Genomic DNA, 15,899 nt, shown 5'->3' with positions numbered 1-15,899 from the left:
CCCAAGCAATTTGCGTTCTTGGTGACAAGAACAGACAAGTTGCGGTGTGTGAAGACGATACAAACCGAAAGTTTGCATAACACACAAATCTATTACATACCCATTCGCTGGAACGTTGACCGCAAGGTAAACGCGCTGGCTACCGAATTTCTTGACGACCATAGAGCATTGGAACCACCTGATCCCATCCCGAACTCAGAAGTGAAACGATGCATCGCCGATGGTAGTGTGGGGTTTCCCCATGTGAGAGTAGGTCATCGTCAAGATTAAATTCCAAACCCCCTGTCTGCTCACGCAGACAGGGGGTTTGTTTTTGTGCCGAGAAAAGCCTGTTTCGACAGTGCTACAGGGATTTTGCCCGGGTCAGTGCAGTCCGCCAAATTTCAAATATAAAAAAACCACCAATAAAGGTGGTTTTTTTATGCGAACTTTTTAGTCACCGTAATAAATACAGCCACTGGTGCAGGTTTCATGGATTCGAATCGCTGACAGTTCAGGAAGCAAAGGTTTCAGCTGTTGCCAGATCCATTTGGCTAATACTTCACTGGTCGGGTTTTCCAGACCGGGAATATCATTCAAATAGTTATGATCAAGTTGCTCATAAAGCGGCTTGAAAATAGCCTTGATTTCCGAGAAATCGCGAATCCAGCCTGTTGCGGGGTCAATGTCACCGCTCAAGTGAATTGCAACCTTGAACGAGTGGCCATGTAAACGACCGCATTTATGCCCTTGCGGAACGAAAGGCAGGCGGTGCGCAGATTCGAAGGTAAACTCTTTGAAAATTTCCACAGTGTTTATAGCTCTTGAAAAGGTGGCTATCGCCTGGGCGATGAATGCAGGCCGCCAGTTTAACAGTTAACTCGACATGAGCGAGTATAGCGCTCTGCCACCTATCCAGCGGAGTGAGCAATTCAGCTTCAGTTAAGCCTGCAACGCTATGGTTTACGCATTTGTAGCGGGAAAACACACATACACCGGAGAGGCCGTTGAGGCTAGCGATGAGAGTACATGTGCGAGTGGGCACGGTTGTAGCGTTGATGCTTGGTGCGTTTTGTTCTTTGACCCTGGCGCGGGACTTGGGGCAGGACGAAGCATTACGTTTACGTGAGCAAGGTGAAATACTGCCTCTGGAGCAGCTCCTGCAAAGCGCTCTCCAGCGCCATCCAGGGGCAAAGCTGCTGGAGGTAGAGCTGGAAGAGGATGACGGCATTTATATTTATGAGGTCGAATTGTTAACGCCGAGTGGCGTCGTGCGAGAGATCAAGCTCAATGCCAGTAATGGCCAATTGCTCAAAGATAAGGTCGATGATTAATGCGTTTGTTGCTGGTTGAAGATCACGTTCCTTTGGCCGATGAACTGATGGCCTCCTTGACTCGCCAGGGTTATGCGGTCGACTGGCTGGCCGACGGTCGTGATGCTTTGCATCAGGGGCAGAGCGAGCCATATGACCTGATCATTCTCGATCTGGGTCTACCTGGGCTACCAGGTCTGGATGTGCTTAAACAATGGCGTGCCACAGGGCTGACAACACCGGTACTGATTTTGACCGCCCGCAGTTCCTGGTCGGAGCGCATTGATGGCCTGAAGGCCGGTGCCGATGATTATGTAACCAAGCCTTTTCATCCAGAAGAGCTGCAACTGCGGGTGCAGGCGTTATTACGGCGATCCCATGGCCAGTCGAATCAACCGCTATTGAAATCCGCGGGACTGCAACTCGATGAGTCGCGCCAATGTGTCATCAATGAGGGGGCTGAAATACAGCTCACCGCCGCCGAGTTTCGTCTTTTGCGTTACTTCATGCTGCATCCTCAACAGATTCTGTCCAAAAGCCACCTGGCTGAGCACCTCTATGATGGCGAGACCGAGCGCGACTCCAATGTGCTGGAGGTTCATGTGAACCATCTGCGTCGAAAACTGGGCCGTACAGTGATCGAAACTCGTCGCGGGCAGGGCTACATCTTTGGTACCGGCATCCAGTGAAGTCCATTCAGCGGCGTTTGAGCCTGGGTCTGATCAGTGTCCTGTTGATTGCCGGTCTGGTGGTCGGTCAGGTCAGTCTCTGGCTATTTGAAAATGGTCTTCAGCGCTATCTGGAGTCGGGGCTACAGAACGAGAGCGAGAACCTGTTGCTTGCCTTGAGCCGCGGCCCCCAGGGTTTGCAGCTGGATGAGCGCAGATTATCCCCGGCTTACCATCGACCTTTCTCCGGGCATTACTTCAGTATCCAGTTTGGTGACATCCATTGGCGCTCGCGCTCACTCTGGGACGCTCAATTGCCGCGACCCAGTCATCCGGGCCTGGACAGCAAGTTGCAAGAGGGGCCCGAAGGGCAGATGTTGCTGGTCTTGCGCAGTGACTATCAGCGTTTTGGCCACGCGGTTTCCATCAGTGTGGCCCAGGATTACACACCCATACGCGAAAGCTTCATGCAGGTTCAGCGCATAGGGTTGGCCATTGGCGTGTTCGCCCTGATCGTTATTTTGCTGTTGCAACGGCTCACGGTTAATCGGGCTTTGCGTCCACTTGAAACGGCCCGCAAGCAGATCGCACAGTTACAGGCCGGACAACGTTCAAAACTCGACGCCCAGGTGCCCCTTGAGCTTGAGCCTTTAGTCACTCAGATAAACCACCTGTTGGCCCACACTGAAGACAATCTGAAGCGTTCACGTAATGCCTTGGGCAACCTGGGACACGCGTTAAAAACTCCGTTGGCAGTATTAATCAGCCTGGCCAAGGACAGCCGGCTGGATGCTTATCCCCAGATACAGAAAACCCTGCGCGATCAGTTAGAGCAGATGCAGCAACGTATGAGTCGGGAGCTTAATCGTGCCCGTCTGGCAGGCGATGCCTTGCCGGGCGCTCAATTCGATGTCGACGCCGAAATGCCGGGGTTGATGGCGACCCTTGGCATGATTCACGGCGGGCATTTGGAGTTAAGGCTAAACACCAGTCCAGGACTGCACATGCCTTGGGACCGTGAAGACATGCTCGAATTGCTCGGCAATCTATTGGACAACGCCTGCAAATGGGCGGATTCGCAAGTAGAACTGAATATCCGCCAGACCGCGGGCGGGTATGAGATTGAAGTCCAGGACGATGGGCCGGGCATACCCGAGACAGAGCGCGACCAGGTTATCAGCCGTGGAACACGGCTGGACGAGCAAACCAGTGGCCATGGATTGGGCCTGGGCATTGTGCGAGATATCGTGGATGTCTGGGGTGGGGAAATGCAGCTTGAAACGGGGGCGCTGGGCGGCTTGTCGGTGATGATCAGGCTACCCGCCCGCAGGAGCTGAAAATGACGGCGGCCCCGGGGCCGCCGTCAATCATGCCACTTCAGGTCAGACGCGGAACTGATCCATCAACTTTTGCTGCTGGTTGGCCAGTGAGTTCAGCGACTGGCTGACCCGTGCCGACTCATTGGCCTGTCCGGACAATGATTCCGTGACATCGCGGATAGTGGCCACATTGCTGTTGATCTCTTCAGCCACTGCACTCTGCTCTTCGGCGGCACTGGCAATCTGCAAGTTCATGTCGGTAATCACGCTCACGGCATCACCGATTTGCTGCAATGCCGTTACTGCCTGACCGACCTGCTCGACACTGCCCTGGGCCTGGCGATGGCTGTTGCCCATGGACGTCACTACATCCTTGGTGCCGATTTGCAGTTGTTCAATCACCTGTCGGGTTTCTTCCACCGACTCCTGGGTTCGTCGCGCCAAATTGCGCACTTCGTCAGCCACCACGGCAAAACCGCGCCCGGCTTCGCCTGCTCGGGCCGCCTCGATCGCAGCATTGAGGGCGAGTAAATTAGTCTGCTCGGCAATCGCGCGAATCACTTCCAGTACAGAACCGATTTTTTCGCTATTGGCCGCCAACCCTTCGACCTGGGTCATGGCTACGCTCATGTCGGCAGCCAGGTGGTCGATGCTGGACGTTGTACGGTCAATGATGGTCAGCCCTTGGCGTGTCGCCTGGTCGGCATCGCGCGCTGCCTGAGCAGCCTGCGCGGCACTGCGTGCGACATCTTGCGCCGTAGCGCTCATTTCATGGGAGGCAGTGGCAGCCTGATCGACCTGGCGGTACTGCTGTTCCATGCCGGCACTGGTCTGGGTGGCAATGGCCGCCGATTGATCGGCCGTATTGCGGGCATCCTGAACCGAGTGTTTCACCTCGGCGATGATCGGCTGCAGCTTGTCGAGGAAGCGGTTGAACCAGCCTGCCAACTGGCCCAGTTCGTCCTGCTTGTCGTAGGCCAGGCGTCGGGTCAGATCGCCTTCGCCGCTGGCAATGTCCTCAAGCATGCGCGCTACCCCCAGAATCGGTCGCGTCACACTGCGGGCCATCAGCCATACCAGCAGCAGGCCGATGATTGCTGCCAGAGAGCCCAGGCACAGCTCAATCAGGGTGCCTGCCTTATTGCGCTCGTCCAGTTCTGCTTGCAGCGCCTGGGCCGGCCCGACCAGTACCTTTTCCGGCACATCGAGTAACACCCCCCACGGCTTGCTGCCCGGGATCGGCAGGAACGGGGTCAGGATTTTCAACCGCTGGTGACCATGAATGCTCTGGGGCTGACCGCCGCTGGCCATCAGTTGACTCAACCGGGCACCATCGTCAGCGTCAATCTGATCCAGACGTTGGCCAAGCTTGCTCGCGTCGCTGCTAAAACCGGCCAATATGCCTGCCGAGCTGACAATGCTGACGCTGGTCTGCCCGTCGTAAAGCTTCTGGCTGGCAAGCTGGCTCATGGTTTGCAGGCTGTTGAGGTTGATATCAACCGAGAGCGAGGCGATGACCTTGCCCTTGACCATCAGCGGAAAAACGATGCTGGTCAATAAAACGTTTTGCCCATCGATCGCGTAAAAGTAAGGTTCGATAATGCACGGCTGGAGCGTCGTACGCGGGCAGGTAAACCATGAATTATTCGCCTGGCCGCTGGGCCCGGTACTGGTATCGGTCATGTCGGTTTCAGGCAGTGCCATCGACGTCAGCTTGCCCGGCGTCGGTTGCGACCAGTAAAGGGCAAAACGGCCCTTGTCGTTGCTGCCCAGCTCTGATTGATGGTCGAACAGCTGGTCCTTGCCGTCCAGCGCATTGGCTTCAAACACCAGGGACAAGCCAAGCAAGTCGGGATTGGCCTGCAGGGCCGCTTTCACCTGTCGGGTCAGATCTTCACGCAGATCGAAAGCATCCAGAAAGCGCTTTTCCGATTGCTCACGTAAAAACAGGACTTGTCGTGCAAACCCGTTGCCGTATTGATAGGCATCCATAAATTGGCGACTGATGGCCAACGCCTGAGCTTCGCCCTGGGCCTCAATACGGGCCTGTGCGGACTCATTGAGCATCTGCGTGCTTGAGGCCTCCACCAGATCGGCCGTGTAATCCATGCGGTAGAGGGAAAGTCCCACCAGAAGAGCGACGATACCCAGCAGGCAGAGTCCGGCGAGGAGGGTGATTTTCCATTGGATGGAAAGCTGTCTGAGCGACATGGAGACATCCTGAATAGAGGCTTTGTCTGTTAGCGGCCAGCCGATAGTTTTCTTTATGGGGAAATCTGTATTTAGAGGTTACGTTTTCAAATTTTAAAAAGATTAAACCCTGTCAGAATTAAGGGTATCCCCGTTCAGGCGATGATCCCCGCAGGCCTTTGGCGTGTGCTTTGACAAGGCGTCAATGCTGCTGCAAAGTGTGCGCCCCCAAATAAGCACTCCCTTTCAGACCGGCGACTGGAACAGCAGCCTTTTGCCCGAAATTTTCCGCTTTACGGTGTTTTATCGTAGTGCGCGCTAAGAGGTTGTAATGATGAATGCAGTAATTGCCGCGGTCGGCATCATGTTGGTGCTCAGTCTGTCCCGTGTGCATGTGGTGATCGCCCTGATCACGGGTGCCGTCGTCGGCGGCCTTGTGGGCGGGCTGGGCATCGAAGCAACGCTCGATGCGTTCAACAGCGGCTTGGGTGGCGGCGCGCAGGTCGCCTTGTCCTATGCAATGCTGGGTGCCTTCGCGGTGGCGATCGCCAAGTCCGGCCTGGCCCATGCACTGGCCGACAAGGCCCTGATCATGGTCAATAGACAACAGGCTGTCGGCGGCAATCGCCTCAAGTGGCTACTGATCGGTTTGTTGCTGGTGGTCGCAATCTCTTCGCAGAACATCCTGCCGATTCATATCGCCTTCATTCCCTTGCTGGTTCCGCCCCTGTTGTACGTGCTCACCAAGTTGAAAATTGACCGGCGCCTGATCGCCTGTGTCATGACCTTTGGCTTGATTACGCCATACATATTTTTACCGGTGGGCTTCGGCAACATCTTTCTCAACCAGATTTTGCTCGCCAACGTCAGCAAGAGCGGGGTGGATGTCAGCCAGGTCAATGTCACCCACGCAATGGCGATCCCGGCGCTAGGCATGTTGTTCGGGTTGTTGGTGGCTGTATTCATCAGTTACCGCAAAAAGCGTGAATATGATTTGGCCAAGATTGAGCAGGTCGAGCAAGTGGCTATCAGCTACAACCCGCGAACCCTGCTGGTGGCCGGAGTTGCCATCGCTGCCGCGTTTATCATTCAGCTGTGGCTGGGCTCCATGATCATCGGAGCACTGGCAGGCTTTCTGATTTTCTCGGCGTCAGGGATTGTGCGCTGGCGTGAGACCGATGACCTGTTCACCGAAGGCATGAAAATGATGGCCATGATTGGCTTCATCCTGATTGCCGCATCGGGTTTTGCCGAGGTGATGAAAGCCACCGGCGAAGTGAAATCCCTGGTTGAGGCGTCTGCAGGCATGATCAACCACAGTAAGGGTGTCGGGGCATTGCTGATGTTGCTGGTCGGGTTGCTGGTGACCATGGGCATTGGCTCGTCGTTTTCGACAGTACCGATTCTGGCGGCGATTTTTGTGCCGTTGTGTGTGCAACTGGGTTTCAGTCCGATGGCCATCGTTTGCATCGTCGGTACCGCCGGAGCCCTGGGTGATGCCGGTTCGCCGGCTTCGGACTCAACCCTGGGTCCGACTTCCGGTTTGAACGTGGACGGCCAGCATCACCATATCTGGGATACCGTGGTGCCCACCTTCCTGCATTACAACCTGCCATTGCTGGCGTTTGGCTGGGTTGCAGCAATGGTGTTGTAAGGGCACGGCGGCTGTTCAGGGCAGTTCGATACGACCGCTTTCTCCGGCAACGGTCGGCCAGTCTCCGGCAGCCCAGCGCGCTCGGGCCTGCTCGATAAGCACTGGATCACTGGCAACAAAATTCCAGTTCATGCGCCGGGGGCCATCCAGCGGCGCGCCACCTATCAACACCGCGTGGCAGTCGCTGTCGGCGCACAAGGTCAGTTCCTCTGCGGCGGGCAACAGCACCAGGCTGCGTGGCTCAATGGCCTGGCCTTGTAGCTGCGCTTGCCCTTCCAGCACATACAGCGCGCGCTCCTGGTGTTCTGCCGGGATAAGCAGCGTGGTGGCTGTTTGCATATGTATTTCGGCATACAGGGTCGGTGACAGCACGGGCACCGGTGAGGCCAGACAGAACCCGGTACCTGCCAGCATGCGAATCCTTACCCCGAGGCTATCGCTGACTGGCAAGCTCTCCGCCAGGTGATGGCTGTAGTGCCCCGGACCTTGCTCCCGGGTTTTGGGGGATGCCAGCCACACTTGCAGGCCATGCAGGGTTGATCCCCGGGCGAGCAGCGGGGCAGGCGTGCGTTCGATGTGGGCAATGGCTGCGCCGGCTGTCATCCAGCTGACTTCACCGGGGCCTACCTGCTGGTCAGAGCCCAGGCTGTCCTTGTGCTGCAGCTGTCCTTCGAACAGATAGGTCAGGGTAGACAGACCAATGTGCGGATGCTGCCTGATATCCATCCCGTGGCCGGGCGGATAGTCGGTACGCAGCATGTGATCGAAGAACACGAAAGGGCCGACACTGCGACATTTCGCTGACGGCAGGGGGCGCAGGATGGGTTGCCCTTCGACATCCTCGGCGCGGGGGCGAATCACGGTCAGTTCATGCATGGTGCGGTCCCGGCAATGGAGAAGCGTTGAGCATAACCCAACGCTGTCATGTGCCCCCGTACTCCCGAGACGTTACTGGCTGAAAGCACCTTCAGACAAGTGAGTCTCGATGGTGACGTCTGCAGTGGTCATCAGCTTGTGGATCGGGCACTTGTCGGCCACCCGGTGCAGCTCCTGGCGCTGGGCGTCGGTGAGTACGCCCTTGAGCGTCAGTTTGACGTGCAGTGCGTATTTGCCGAGCTGCTCTTCACTGGCGTCGTGTTTGATCTCGACCGTGACGCCAGTCAGCGGAATATCTTTCTTTTGCGCATAGAGCTTGAGCGTCAGCGCCTTGCAGGCACCGAGGGCGGCATCGAAATAATCATGGGGCGAGGGCGCTGAACTTTCGCCGCCCATTGCTTTGGGCAAATCGGTGAACACTTCGTGATCGTCGATTTTAATGCTGTGACGAAAGCCTTCGTGGGACTCGGTATTAACGGTAACAGTCATGGCAAACCTCAGATTGGCAGTGATAAAGGTCCTGATCTTTATAGAACATGCCGGGCGTTATGCGTTCACTTTGATCACAGGCTGAACCCTTGAACAGGCTGGCGGGTCTATTGGAGTCAACAGAGAGGAGATTCAGGTTGCGAATAAGACACTACGTTGTGGCCTGGGCCCTTGCGACGACCAGCATGTGGGTGCAGGCCCGCGACTATGCCTACAGCGATGCACATTTACATTACGTCGATTTCTTCCAGGAAACCGCCGGAATGGACGCATTGCTTCAGGAAATGGCCAGCAATCGAATCGACCACGTGATGATTTCCGGAATCCCCGTGGCCAAAAAATGGCATGAAGACGAACCCAAGCGCCCGCGTTACTACGCTGGCGATGACGCTGATGCCTATTGGTATAGCGCGACCGATGTGTGGGTGGCTGCAGCCGTCAACAAGCTGACAGCAGCACAGCGTGAGCACTTTCATCCGTTCCTGTCCGGTTTTAATCCCAATGACAAAAATTCTGCCGAGCACATTCAGCGCATGCTCGACCTCAACCCCGGTTTGTGGCAAGGCATTGGCGAGGTTTTCACCCGCCATGACGACCTGACGGCGCTCATCTCCGGGGACACACCGCGGGCCAATAACGAGGCCATGTCCAAGGTCTACAAATTGGCAGGGGAGCAGGATCTGCCAGTTCTGTTGCACTCCAACATCACTTCGAAACGGGAAAGGAACCCGCTGTATCTGGCCGAAATTGAAGAGCCGCTGGCGCAGTTCCCGGATACCCGGTTTATCTGGGCCCATGCAGGCAGCAGCGTCGAAATCCATAGGCACCAGACCCGGATGCCCTTTCTGTTACCCGAACTGACACGACTTCTGGCCCAGCATCGCAATCTCTACGTGGACCTGTCCTGGAGCATGCTCACGCCGTATCTGCTGGATGAGCAGGGCAAGGCCAGGCCTGAGTGGGTCGCGCTTGTAGAACGCTTCCCGGAGCGTTTTATGCTGGGATCCGATGTGGTGGGGCGTTTCGACAAAGTGGGGCAAGAGTTACGCAGTTTTGATCCGTTTCTGGATGCCTTGCCTGAAAGCGTTGCGCGCAAGGTGGCCAGGGATAATTTCCTGTCGGTGTTGCCGAAAAAGCGCTAGGGACTGCTGGCGTTTGCTTGTAAGTCAGTGTCGCCGGAGCAACTTTCGCCAGATTATTCCGGACAAAAAAATGCCCCGAACCGGTCGGGGCATTTTTCATTTCGCGAGCGGAAGGCTTATTTGCCAGTCCAGCGCTTCAGAACCAGAGTGGCGTTAGTGCCACCGAAGCCGAAGCTGTTGCTCATCACGTTGTTCAGCGTGACGTCTTCGCGGGTCTTGGTCAGGATCGGCATGTCGGCGACAACCGGGTCCAGCTCTTCGATGTTGGCAGAGCCGGCAATGAAGTTGCCTTCCATCATCAGCAGGCAGTAGATCGCTTCGTGAACGCCTGCGGCGCCCAGGGAGTGACCCGACAGGCTTTTGGTGGAGCTGATGGCTGGAGCCTTGTCGCCGAACACCGCACGAACACCTTCCATTTCCTTGGCGTCGCCTACCGGAGTAGAGGTGCCATGGGTGTTGAGGTAGTCGATTGGGCCGTCAACGGTAGCCATTGCCATCTGCATGCAGCGGATGGCGCCTTCGCCGCTTGGGGCAACCATGTCATAGCCGTCGGAGGTCGCGCCGTAGCCGACGATTTCGGCGTAGATCTTGGCGCCACGGGCCAGGGCGTGTTCCAGCTCTTCAACCACAACCATGCCGCCGCCGCCTGCAATGACAAAACCGTCACGGTTCTTGTCGTAGGCGCGAGATGCTTTCTCTGGCGTGTCGTTGTATTGAGTGGACAAGGCGCCCATGGCGTCGAACAGGAACGACTGGCTCCAATGTTCTTCTTCACCGCCGCCAGCAAATACGATGTCCTGCTTGCCCAGCTGGATCTGCTCTACTGCGGTACCGATGCAGTGGGCACTGGTGGCGCAGGCAGAGGAGATCGAGTAGTTCACGCCCTTGATCTTGAACGGGGTCGCCAGGCAGGCGGAAACGGTGCTGCCCATGGTCCGCGTAACGCGGTAAGGACCTACACGCTTGACGCCTTTTTCGCGCAGGATGTCCAGCGCTTCCATCTGGTTCAAGGTCGACGCGCCGCCGGAGCCGGCGATCAGGCCGGTACGCGGGTTGGAGACTTGCTCCTCGGTCAGACCGGAATCGGTGATGGCGTCTTTCATGGCCAGGTAGGCGTAAGCCGCCGCGTGGCCGACGAAGCGATAGATCTTGCGATCGATCAGCTCTTCAAGAGGCAGGTCGATGGAGCCGGAAACCTGGCTACGCAGACCCATTTCGGCATATTCCGGGTTGAATCGGATGCCAGGGCGACTTGCACGCAGGTTAGCGGAGACGGTCTCTTTGTCATTGCCCAAGCACGAAACGATGCCCAGACCAGTGATAACGACGCGGCGCATGCGGATAACCCTTAGAAGTTTTCAGTGGAAGTAAAAACGCCGACCCGAAGGCCTTCGGCGGTGTAAATCTCGCGACCGTCGACGCTGACGGAACCATCGGCAATTGCCAGGTTCAGCTTGCCGCGAAGGACACGTTTGATCTGAATGTTGTAAGTGATCTTCTTGGCGGTCGGCAATACCTGACCGAAGAACTTCACTTCGCCCGAACCCAGGGCACGGCCGCGGCCCGGCAAGCCTTGCCAGCCCAGGAAAAAGCCAACCAGCTGCCACATGGCGTCGAGGCCCAGGCAGCCCGGCATCACCGGATCACCTTCGAAGTGACAGGCAAAGAACCACAGGTCAGGGGTGATATCCAGCTCGGCGACCAATTCACCTTTGCCGTACTTGCCACCCTCTTCGCTGATATGGGTGATGCGATCCACCATCAGCATGTTCGGGGCGGGCAGTTGCGCGTTACCTGGGCCGAATAGCTCGCCGCGGCTACAGCGCAGCAAATCTTCCCGAGTAAAGGCGTTTTGTTTGGTCATGCGAGCTCCTCAATAATCCCATGCGGCAGGGTGGGGCAAATCTTCCCGACCAACCGGAACGTTCGCGTTCCAGTTCGCCAGCCTACACATAGACTATTGCGTTGTAGTGAAAGTCACAGCGCAAAGGGCAAGAATGTACACTTGTGCACTGAAAATTTAAATCAGGCCGGTTCAGGGGCCCATTCGGGTGTCTAAGACTGCCGCACTTTTGCCTTTAACGCCAGTCGCAGGTGGTTCTACAAGCCCTGTTCAGGTTTCGTCGGGCCGGGATGTTGCCGCGGCCAGAGTGCTTTGGTCACTGCGCAGGGGCTGCGGACAGCGCCGTCCCCGGGAAACCGGAACAGCCCCTGATTACAGGTTACTGCACCCATCGCTGCAGAATTTGCTCCAGGTCAGTGCGTTTGAATGGTTTGGCGAGGTAATCGTTCATTCCCGCTTGCAGACAATTTTCCCTGTCCCCCTGCAGGGCGTTGGCTGTCAGGGCAATGATGGGCACCGTGGTGCAGCCTGATAACTGGCGGATTTGCCGGGTAGCTTCATAGCCGTCAATGATCGGTAGCCGGCAGTCCATCAAAATGGCCGCATAGTTCTCGGTGTTGGCATGGTGAATCGCCTGTGCACCGTCACTGACTACGCTCACCTCATACCCCAGGTTCCTCAACACGGCCTCAATGACCGTCTGATTGACCCGGTTATCTTCCACCAGCAGGATTTTACGGCCCTTGGTGCGCATCGGTTCAGTCGCCAACTCCGGTTGGTGCTGCTGGGGAACGGGATGGTGCAGTTCCAGCGGGATCTCCAGGGTAAATACCGAGCCGAGGGATTCTTCGCTCTTGGCATGCAGCGTGCCGCCCATGCGTTCAGCCAGCGTGCGGGCAATGGGCAACCCCAGTCCGGTGCCGCCATAACGACGTGAAATCGAGCTGTCGGCTTGCTGGAAGGCATTAAACATCGAGTCCAGCTTGTCGCTGCTGATCCCGATACCGCTGTCGCGTACGGTGCAGGTGAACCAGATAAGTTCATGGTCCAGGGGCTGCCAGAGCGGCTCGATGCTGACTTGTCCATACTCGGTAAACTTCAAGGCGTTGCCAATCAAATTGACCAGAATCTGCCGGATGCGGGTCGGATCGCCGAGTACGTGCAAGTCCTGCAAGCCATCAGGGATCGACAGCTGCAACAGCAACCCGCGCTGTCCGGCATTGTGCTGAAAAGCCTGGGCGCAGTTGCTGACCAGTTCGGCCAGATTGAAGGGGATGCGTTCGAGGTCAAGAATCGAGCGCTCAATTCTCGAGAAATCGAGGATGTCGTTGATCACCTTGAGCAAGTGCTCGGTAGACTCCGAGGCCAGAGCCGCATACTCGATCTGCTCCGGCGTCATCTCAGTGGTTTCCAGTAATTGCAGCATCCCCAGTACGCCATTCATCGGGGTGCGTAGCTCGTGGCTCATCATCGCCAGGAAATCTGTTTTTGCGCGGTTGGCCCGTTCAGCCTCTTCACGTGTCTGAATCAGTTGCGCGATGGTTGCTTCCTGCTCGCGACTGGCTTTTTCAAGGCCGTCGGCAAGGTTATTGATATGCCGGGCCAGACTGCCCAGTTCGCTGTCGTCGACCACAGGCAAATGCATTTTGTAATCGCCTTGCTGAATGGCTTTGACGGCATTGCTCATATCGATGATGGGTTTGGACAGGTTGGTTGCAAGGCGACGGGCCAGCAGGTAGGTAAAACCCAGTGCAAACAGCGCCAGGATCAATGCCTTGAGCAGGATTTCTTGTTGGCGCTTGTCGAATGCCTCATTGGAAATGCCGACCAGTACCCGGCCCGGATAGCCTTCCCTCGGCAGCGTTGCCTGGAGGTCGCGGGTGACCAGGTAATCACCGGAGCCGTTTCGCTGCATGCGAACCGGTGCCTGGAATATCTCGGCATGTGATTCCCGGTCCGCACCGGAAGCCGGTTGCTCGGCATGAAACAGCATGTTGTTGGCAGGGTCCTGCACTTGTACAAATTGCACATGTGGCGTGTTCAGCGAGGCCTTTGCCTGGCTGTTCAGCATCTCGGTATTGCCGGATAAAATCCCGTACTCCGAGGCGGGCGCCAGCTGGTTGGCAATCAACTGGCCGGTGTGATTCAGCTCCTGGCGCAAGTCCTGGATGCGAATAAAGGTAAAAAGACTGATTAACAGCAACGTCAGGAGCAACGCTGGGCCCAGGCTCATCATTTGCGTGCGGGTATGTATGTTCCAGCGACTGCGAACGCTCATGGGGGCGGTGCTCCATCAGTCTTGCCCGTGGTACTGGAGGTATAGCCCATGTGTACTGCCATCCCTGACTTGAGGTCGCCATTCTTGTGCGCAGCAATTTTGCCTTGGAGTGTGAACCGCAAGGCGGCATGGTAACTGAGCTGTTTCGCTTTTCCAGTCGCCGCCGACTCTTTTCCGTGCAATCAATCGTTCAAGGTCTCGCCTTGAGGGATGTGCTCCGTATAATGCCGGTATTGCCACTGCTATATAGATGACGGGATTGCATATGACTGAACAGCACGCTATTGCGGTCTTGGGAGGCGGGAGTTTTGGCACCGCCGTGGCCAACTTGCTGGCAGAAAACGGTCATCCAGTGCGCCAGTGGATGCGGGATCCGGAGCAAGCCGAGGCGATTCGCCTGAATCGCGAGAACCCTCGCTACCTTAAGGGCATCAAGATTCACCCCCTGGTTGAACCGGTCACCGACCTGCAGGCAACGCTTGAAGCCTGTGAACTGTGCTTTGTGGCATTGCCCTCCAGCGCCTTGCGCAATGTGTTGGCAGAGCATGCCGAACGCCTGAGCGGCAAAATGCTGGTCAGCCTGACCAAAGGCATTGAAGCTCACAGTTTCAAGCTGATGAGCGAGATTCTTGAGGAAATCGCTCCGCAAGCCAGAATCGGCGTGCTGTCCGGCCCCAATCTGGCCCGTGAAGTTGCCGAACATGCATTGACGGCCACAGTGGTCGCCAGTGCCGACGAAGAGCTCTGCGCTCGGGTACAAGCGGCTTTGCACGGCCGCACATTTCGGGTCTATGCCAGTGCTGACCGGTTCGGCGTGGAGTTGGGCGGGGCGTTGAAAAACGTGTACGCAATCATTGCCGGCATGGCCGTGGCACTGGAAATGGGTGAAAACACCAAGAGCATGCTGATTACCCGTGCCCTGGCAGAAATGACCCGTTTTGCAGTCAGTCAGGGCGCCAACCCCATGACTTTTCTCGGACTGGCCGGGGTAGGTGATTTGATCGTCACTTGCTCATCGCCCAAAAGCCGCAACTATCAGGTCGGGTTTGCCCTGGGCCAGGGTTTGAGTCTGGAAGAGGCCGTTACCCGCCTGGGCGAAGTGGCAGAAGGCGTGAATACGCTCAAGGTGCTCAAGGTCAAGGCCCAGGAGTTGAATGTTTATATGCCATTGGTCGCAGGCTTGCATGCAATCCTGTTTGAGGGCCGCACCCTCAATCAGGTAATTGAGCTGCTGATGCGCGCCGAGCCCAAAACCGATGTCGACTTTATCTCCACCAGTGGTTTCAACTGAGCCCGACAGGAGCAGCATATGAACGATACAAAAAATGCACCCAAGTACGAGTCCATTGTGTTGCGCGTGTTCTGGATGCTGGTCTTTCTTCTGGTCTGGCAGGTCGCGCAACTGGTGCTTGGCGGGCTGGTGCTGGTGCAACTGATTTACCGTCTGGTTTACGGTGCACCTAACGCCGGGCTGATGAACTTTGGCGATAGCCTGAGCCTTTACCTCGCACAAATCGGGCGCTTCGGCAGCTTTCACACCGAGCAAAAGCCCTGGCCGTTTGCCGATTGGCCCGCCCCGCGTGCGCCAGAAGGCGAGGCTCCGTACGTGGCGCCCACTGGCGGCGCAGAGACCAAGCCATGAAAATCTGGATCTTGCGCCATGGTGAGGCCCAGCCCCACGCAAGACGTGATGCCGAGCGCGAACTGACCGTAAAAGGGCGTGAACAGGTTTTGCACAGTGCTGCCCGGTTGCTTGATCAGCCACTGGACAGCATTTTGGCAAGCCCGTACGTTCGGGCTCAGCAAACCGCTGAGCTGGTACGCAATGCCCTGGGTTTCGCCCCGGAACTCATCAGCGTGCCGTGGCTGACTCCCGATAGCGATCCACGGCAGGCCCTGAGCCAGCTTCCCGATAGCGGCAATGTGCTGCTGGTTACCCATCAGCCTTTTGTGGGTGACCTGATCAGCCTGTTAATGCATGGCCATATGCGCCAGCCGCAGCCAATGCACACGGCCAGCCTGGCGGAACTTGAGGGTGAGTGGCCGCTGGCGGGCAGCATGACGTTGTGCAACCTGTGGCATCCCTGAGTACAAAACAAAAAACCTGCATGGGGCTGCGCTGTGGCAAGCCGGCCAGCCATGCTCTCT

At 56.8% G+C, this 15,899-nt stretch carries 15 protein-coding genes, 1 rRNA gene and 1 pseudogene; 9 read left to right on the top strand and 8 right to left on the bottom strand.

Annotated elements, in window-relative coordinates:
- Window positions 1-150: 150 nt before the first annotated feature.
- A 5S ribosomal RNA gene (gene rrf / locus FEZ21_RS18920) occupies window positions 151-266 on the top strand.
- 166 nt (window positions 267-432) lie between these two features.
- Here the strand turns inward: rrf and queD are convergent.
- Complete coding sequence (gene queD / locus FEZ21_RS18915; protein ID WP_003441563.1) at window positions 433-789, bottom strand: 6-carboxytetrahydropterin synthase QueD; 357 nt, start codon at window positions 787-789, stop codon at window positions 433-435.
- 209 nt (window positions 790-998) lie between these two features.
- Between queD and FEZ21_RS18910 the strand changes: the two genes are divergently transcribed.
- Genes FEZ21_RS18910 through FEZ21_RS18900 form a run of 3 tightly spaced genes read left to right on the top strand, consistent with a single transcriptional unit; the run spans window position 999 to window position 3,297 of the window.
- The gene (locus tag FEZ21_RS18910) at window positions 999-1,313 is read left to right on the top strand and encodes a PepSY domain-containing protein (protein WP_003441566.1); all 315 of its coding nucleotides are present in this window, start codon (window positions 999-1,001) and stop codon (window positions 1,311-1,313) included.
- Window positions 1,313-1,981: a response regulator transcription factor gene (locus tag FEZ21_RS18905; protein WP_003441568.1), complete on the top strand. Its 669-nt coding sequence runs from the start codon at window positions 1,313-1,315 to the stop codon at window positions 1,979-1,981. The genes FEZ21_RS18910 and FEZ21_RS18905 overlap by 1 nt, the downstream gene beginning before the upstream one ends.
- A complete protein-coding gene (locus FEZ21_RS18900) occupies window positions 1,978-3,297 on the top strand; it encodes an ATP-binding protein (protein ID WP_010656477.1) in 1,320 nt (439 codons plus the stop codon). The genes FEZ21_RS18905 and FEZ21_RS18900 overlap by 4 nt, the downstream gene beginning before the upstream one ends.
- Before the next feature lie 45 nt (window positions 3,298-3,342).
- On the opposite strand, the gene FEZ21_RS22895 is transcribed toward FEZ21_RS18900, so the two are convergent.
- Together FEZ21_RS22895 and FEZ21_RS22890 are read right to left on the bottom strand one after the other, a co-directional pair.
- The gene (locus FEZ21_RS22895) at window positions 3,343-4,098 is read right to left on the bottom strand and encodes a methyl-accepting chemotaxis protein (protein ID WP_369826391.1); all 756 of its coding nucleotides are present in this window, start codon (window positions 4,096-4,098) and stop codon (window positions 3,343-3,345) included.
- Window positions 4,099-4,200: 102 nt separating this feature from the next.
- Window positions 4,201-4,347: pseudogene (locus FEZ21_RS22890) on the bottom strand (HAMP domain-containing protein); the annotation flags it as partial.
- A gap of 1,456 nt (window positions 4,348-5,803) precedes the next feature.
- On the opposite strand from FEZ21_RS22890, the gene FEZ21_RS18890 reads away from it, so the two are divergent.
- A complete protein-coding gene (locus tag FEZ21_RS18890) occupies window positions 5,804-7,123 on the top strand; it encodes a Na+/H+ antiporter family protein (protein WP_003441573.1) in 1,320 nt (439 codons plus the stop codon).
- 15 nt (window positions 7,124-7,138) lie between these two features.
- Here the strand turns inward: FEZ21_RS18890 and FEZ21_RS18885 are convergent, their stop codons facing one another.
- Both FEZ21_RS18885 and FEZ21_RS18880 read right to left on the bottom strand, forming a co-directional pair.
- Window positions 7,139-7,999: a pirin family protein gene (locus tag FEZ21_RS18885; RefSeq protein WP_160628139.1), complete on the bottom strand. Its 861-nt coding sequence runs from the start codon at window positions 7,997-7,999 to the stop codon at window positions 7,139-7,141.
- A 72-nt stretch (window positions 8,000-8,071) separates the two neighbouring features.
- On the bottom strand, window positions 8,072-8,488 hold the full coding sequence (locus tag FEZ21_RS18880) for an OsmC family protein (protein ID WP_003441577.1): 417 nt from the start codon (window positions 8,486-8,488) through the stop codon (window positions 8,072-8,074).
- A 185-nt stretch (window positions 8,489-8,673) separates the two neighbouring features.
- Here FEZ21_RS18880 and FEZ21_RS18875 point away from each other — a divergent pair, with 185 nt between their 5' ends.
- Window positions 8,674-9,630, top strand: a complete 957-nt coding sequence (locus tag FEZ21_RS18875; protein WP_165439789.1) for an amidohydrolase family protein — start codon at window positions 8,674-8,676, stop codon at window positions 9,628-9,630.
- Window positions 9,631-9,746: 116 nt separating this feature from the next.
- Here the strand turns inward: FEZ21_RS18875 and fabB are convergent, their stop codons facing one another.
- From fabB to FEZ21_RS18860, 3 genes are all read right to left on the bottom strand, one after another.
- Window positions 9,747-10,967 (bottom strand): beta-ketoacyl-ACP synthase I, encoded by a 1,221-nt coding sequence (gene fabB, locus FEZ21_RS18870; protein WP_003441586.1) that lies wholly within the window; start codon window positions 10,965-10,967, stop codon window positions 9,747-9,749.
- Window positions 10,968-10,978: 11 nt separating this feature from the next.
- Window positions 10,979-11,494, bottom strand: coding sequence for a 3-hydroxyacyl-[acyl-carrier-protein] dehydratase FabA (gene fabA / locus FEZ21_RS18865; protein ID WP_003441588.1), 516 nt, complete (start codon window positions 11,492-11,494; stop codon window positions 10,979-10,981).
- Between the two features lie 358 nt (window positions 11,495-11,852).
- On the bottom strand, window positions 11,853-13,751 hold the full coding sequence (locus FEZ21_RS18860) for a response regulator (protein ID WP_003441591.1): 1,899 nt from the start codon (window positions 13,749-13,751) through the stop codon (window positions 11,853-11,855).
- Window positions 13,752-14,016: 265 nt separating this feature from the next.
- Here FEZ21_RS18860 and FEZ21_RS18855 point away from each other — a divergent pair, with 265 nt between their 5' ends.
- From FEZ21_RS18855 to sixA, 3 genes are read left to right on the top strand one after another with little or no spacing between them, the layout of a single operon-like run.
- The gene (locus tag FEZ21_RS18855; RefSeq protein WP_003441594.1) at window positions 14,017-15,042 is read left to right on the top strand and encodes an NAD(P)H-dependent glycerol-3-phosphate dehydrogenase; all 1,026 of its coding nucleotides are present in this window, start codon (window positions 14,017-14,019) and stop codon (window positions 15,040-15,042) included.
- A gap of 18 nt (window positions 15,043-15,060) precedes the next feature.
- A complete protein-coding gene (locus FEZ21_RS18850; protein ID WP_003441597.1) occupies window positions 15,061-15,393 on the top strand; it encodes a DUF4389 domain-containing protein in 333 nt (110 codons plus the stop codon).
- Window positions 15,390-15,839 (top strand): phosphohistidine phosphatase SixA, encoded by a 450-nt coding sequence (gene sixA / locus FEZ21_RS18845; protein WP_003441601.1) that lies wholly within the window; start codon window positions 15,390-15,392, stop codon window positions 15,837-15,839. The genes FEZ21_RS18850 and sixA overlap by 4 nt, the downstream gene beginning before the upstream one ends.
- Window positions 15,840-15,899: the final 60 nt, after the last annotated feature.

The organism is Pseudomonas sp. 9.1(2019) (genome assembly GCF_009910445.1).
Lineage (GTDB): Bacteria > Pseudomonadota > Gammaproteobacteria > Pseudomonadales > Pseudomonadaceae > Aquipseudomonas > Aquipseudomonas paraversuta.
The sequence above is the reverse complement of the archived record's forward strand: the minus strand, read 5'-3'. Positions and strand labels throughout refer to the sequence as shown.

What these genes read in the sequence shown, in the direction of transcription:
- FEZ21_RS18855 (WP_003441594.1), top strand. Translation starts at nt 14,017, where the DNA reads ATGACTGAACAGCACGCTATTGCGGTCTTGGGAGGCGGGAGTTTTGGC.
- FEZ21_RS18910 (WP_003441566.1), top strand. Translation starts at nt 999, where the DNA reads ATGAGAGTACATGTGCGAGTGGGCACGGTTGTAGCGTTGATGCTTGGT.
- sixA (WP_003441601.1), top strand. Translation starts at nt 15,390, where the DNA reads ATGAAAATCTGGATCTTGCGCCATGGTGAGGCCCAGCCCCACGCAAGA.
- FEZ21_RS18905 (WP_003441568.1), top strand. Translation starts at nt 1,313, where the DNA reads ATGCGTTTGTTGCTGGTTGAAGATCACGTTCCTTTGGCCGATGAACTG.
- fabA (WP_003441588.1), bottom strand. Translation starts at nt 11,494, where the DNA reads ATGACCAAACAAAACGCCTTTACTCGGGAAGATTTGCTGCGCTGTAGC.
- FEZ21_RS18885 (WP_160628139.1), bottom strand. Translation starts at nt 7,999, where the DNA reads ATGCATGAACTGACCGTGATTCGCCCCCGCGCCGAGGATGTCGAAGGG.
- FEZ21_RS22895 (WP_369826391.1), bottom strand. Translation starts at nt 4,098, where the DNA reads ATGGAACAGCAGTACCGCCAGGTCGATCAGGCTGCCACTGCCTCCCAT.
- fabB (WP_003441586.1), bottom strand. Translation starts at nt 10,967, where the DNA reads ATGCGCCGCGTCGTTATCACTGGTCTGGGCATCGTTTCGTGCTTGGGC.
- FEZ21_RS18890 (WP_003441573.1), top strand. Translation starts at nt 5,804, where the DNA reads ATGAATGCAGTAATTGCCGCGGTCGGCATCATGTTGGTGCTCAGTCTG.
- FEZ21_RS18850 (WP_003441597.1), top strand. Translation starts at nt 15,061, where the DNA reads ATGAACGATACAAAAAATGCACCCAAGTACGAGTCCATTGTGTTGCGC.
- FEZ21_RS18860 (WP_003441591.1), bottom strand. Translation starts at nt 13,751, where the DNA reads ATGAGCGTTCGCAGTCGCTGGAACATACATACCCGCACGCAAATGATG.
- FEZ21_RS18880 (WP_003441577.1), bottom strand. Translation starts at nt 8,488, where the DNA reads ATGACTGTTACCGTTAATACCGAGTCCCACGAAGGCTTTCGTCACAGC.
- FEZ21_RS18875 (WP_165439789.1), top strand. Translation starts at nt 8,674, where the DNA reads ATGTGGGTGCAGGCCCGCGACTATGCCTACAGCGATGCACATTTACAT.